Source organism: Actinoalloteichus spitiensis RMV-1378 (genome assembly GCF_000239155.1).
Classification (GTDB): Bacteria; Actinomycetota; Actinomycetes; order Mycobacteriales; family Pseudonocardiaceae; genus Actinoalloteichus_B; species Actinoalloteichus_B spitiensis.
Map to the genome: position 1 here is coordinate 1 of NZ_AGVX02000688.1, position 2,908 is coordinate 2,908.

The following is a 2,908-nucleotide window of genomic DNA, read 5'->3' on the forward strand; positions in this document are numbered from 1 at the left end:
GTCCTCGGGTCTTCCCGACCACCAGGCGGTTCAGTACCGGCTGCCGTGGCCCGGTCGCAGGGCGGGGTCCGGCGGGTGCGAGGGGGAACCGCACACCGACGGGCCGGGGGCAGGCTGCGCAGCGGTCCCACACCACCTGAGCCGCACCACGGCCACCTCCTCGGCCGCTTCCTCCCGGGACCGTCGGACGCTCCGGCTGGGGCCTGAGGGCGCTGGGCGGCGAGGCGCCGGCGGCTCAGAGCTCGGCGACCGCCGCGTAGGTTCCCGAGCGGTGCGGTTCGTCGTCCAGCAGCTCCCGTCCGTCCGGACGCCACAGCGGCGTCCACACCAGACCGGGGTCCACCAGCTGGGTGCCGGCCAACAACGCCCGCACCTCCGCCTCCGTGCGGTGGGTCACCGGGTTGGGCGAGTCCGAGAACAGGCGTTCCAGTTCGGCCACGAGCTCGGGGTTCGCCTGGTCCGAGGTGGTGTGGGACAGCACCAACACGCTGCCAGGGGGGAGGTGCTCCCGGTAGGCGGCGATGACGGCGGCGGGATCGTCCTGGTCGGACACGTAGTGCAGCACCGCGACCATCATCAGCGCGACCGGCTGGTCGAGGTCGAGCTGCCGGCGGGTCTCCGGCGCCGCGAGGACCTCGCGGACGTCACGCATGTCGGCCGGGACGATGTCGGCGAGATCGTTGCCGCGCAGGATCTGCCGGGTGTGGCTGACCGCGACCGGCTCGTTGTCGACGTAGACCACGCGGGCGTCCGGGGCGGCGGTCTGCGCGATCTCGTGCACGTTGCCCTCGGTGGGGATACCGGAACCGAGGTCGAGGAACTGCCGAACACCTCGGCCGAGGCAGTAGCGCACGGCACGGCGGAGGAAGGCGCGGTTCGTCCTCCCGACCAGCGGCGCGTCGGGGTCGATCTCCGCGAGCCGGTCGAAGGCGTCCCGGTCGACCGCGAAGTTGTGCGCGCCCCCGAGGGCGTAGTCGTACATGCGCGCGGGGTTGGGTTGGGAGACGTCCACGCCGGGCGGGCCCTGTTCCATGCTGACCTCCGTGTCGATGTCAGCACTCACAGTATGTGCATTCATTCGATCACGCAGCAACCTGTGCTTTCCGATCGCCCGGGGTGGGAATCTCGGCGCACGAACGATGACGTTCAGTCTTCCAGATGCACCCTCCTGCCCCTGACGTGGTGGCAGCGCGTCCCCAACGTGGGGACGCGGTTCGCCCCGCCACGGCGGGGGCCGTGCCGCCCTGGCGACCGGGCCCTCCGCCCCAGGACGCCCCGGCCGGTGCACCGGGCCCCTCCGCCCCGGGGCACCCGGCCGGTCCCGCCCCCGGGTACGTACCTCGTGGCGCGGGGTCCGTCGGGCCCCCGACCGGGCGGACGGTCAGCGAGTGAGGTGCTCGACCACCGCCGAGGAGATCTCCCGCGTCTTGCCAACCAGCCGGCCGGCGGTTCCGGCCGCGTGGACCGCCTTCTCGATGGCGTTGGCCTGCTCCTCGAACCCGATCTCCCGCAGCAGCAACGCCGCCGAGAGGATCGACCCGGTGGGATTGGCCACTCCCCGCCCCGCGATGTCGGGTGCGGACCCGTGCACCGGCTCGAACAGCCCCGGGTGCTGGTTGTCGGGGGCGATGTTGGCCGAGGGCAGGAACCCGATGCCGCCCGCCACCGCCCCACCGAGGTCGGTGACCAGGTCGCCGAACAGGTTGTCGGTGACGGCCACGTCGAAACGCCCCGGGTCCTGGACGAGGTGGATGCAGGTCGCGTCGGCGTGCTGGTAGGCCACCTCGACCTGGGGGAAGCGCTGGTGCTGCTCCTCGACGACCTTGGCCCACAGCCTCCCGGCGTGCGTCAGCACGTTCGTCTTGTGGATCCACGTCAGGTGGCCCCGCCGCCGCGCGGCGAGCTCGAAGGCGTACCGCACCACCCGGGTGACGGCCCTCCTGGTGTTCACCGAGTCCTGGAGGGCCAGCTCGTCCGGCGTGTCGGCCCGGAACGACCCGCCGGTGCCCGCGTAGGGGCCCTCGGTGTTCTCCCGCACGAAGACCATGTCCACGCTGTCCGCGTTCGCGGCGCGCAACGGGCTCCGGGCGCCGGGGAGGAGGCGGACCGGCCTCAGGTTGACACCCAGGTCGTAGCGGAACCTCAACCTCAGCAGGATGTCGCGTTCCAACACGCCGGAGGGAACGGCGGGGTCGCCGACGGCCCCGAGCAGGATGCCCGCGCTGGTGTCGAGGCGCCCCAGTTCCTCGTCGCCGATCAGCTCCTCGCCCCGGTGCCACCGACCCGAGTTGATGCCGAACTCCTCGAACTCGACCGGAGCTCCGGTCGCCTCGACGACCGTGATCGCCGCGCTGGTCACCTCGGGCCCGATGCCGTCACCGGGGATGACGGCCACTCGCTTGCTCGTCACGCGTGTTTCCCTCCTTCGTCGTGCTGGCACCGCGCGGCGCGGCGGGCCGTCCTCCCCGGCTGGCGTGCGCCGGCGGCGTGGAGGCCGGAGGCCAGCGGCCGGGAACGGGGATCGCGGCACGGTCGACGCCCTCCTCGGGCTGGGCCGGCGCGTCCGCGCGGTGCCGCCACCGTAGGGGCAGCGCCCCCCGCCGCCGAGGCACCACCGCACGATCAAGCTGACCGGGTGAGGAACAGCCCCACCTGTTCACCCGATCAGGGGAGGAGTCGAGTCTCGCCGCCAGGTGGACGACGCCGCTCCGAGAGGTCCGGGCACTCGGGGAACGACCCACCGGCCGGCTCCCGCGCACCGGGGGCGAAGCCCCTGGCGGGCGGGGGAGCGATCCCCCGGCCCGCTCGGACCGGTGGCGGCCGCTCGCGGGCCGGACGCCCCCCGGCGCGCCGCACGCGTGTCGTCCCGGCCCTCGGTCGGGCCGGGACGTGGAGGACGAACCGGGTC

Annotated in this window: 2 protein-coding genes; both read right to left on the minus strand. The window is 73.5% G+C overall.

What is annotated here, in order from left to right; all coding sequences use genetic code 11:
- Positions 1–235 precede the first annotated feature (235 nt).
- On the minus strand, positions 236–1,063 hold the full coding sequence (locus ACTIDRAF_RS0223970; RefSeq protein WP_016701221.1) for an SAM-dependent methyltransferase: 828 nt from the start codon (positions 1,061–1,063) through the stop codon (positions 236–238).
- 318 nt (positions 1,064–1,381) lie between these two features.
- The gene (locus ACTIDRAF_RS0223975; protein ID WP_157163246.1) at positions 1,382–2,410 is read right to left on the minus strand and encodes a 3-isopropylmalate dehydrogenase; all 1,029 of its coding nucleotides are present in this window, start codon (positions 2,408–2,410) and stop codon (positions 1,382–1,384) included.
- Positions 2,411–2,908 lie beyond the last annotated feature (498 nt).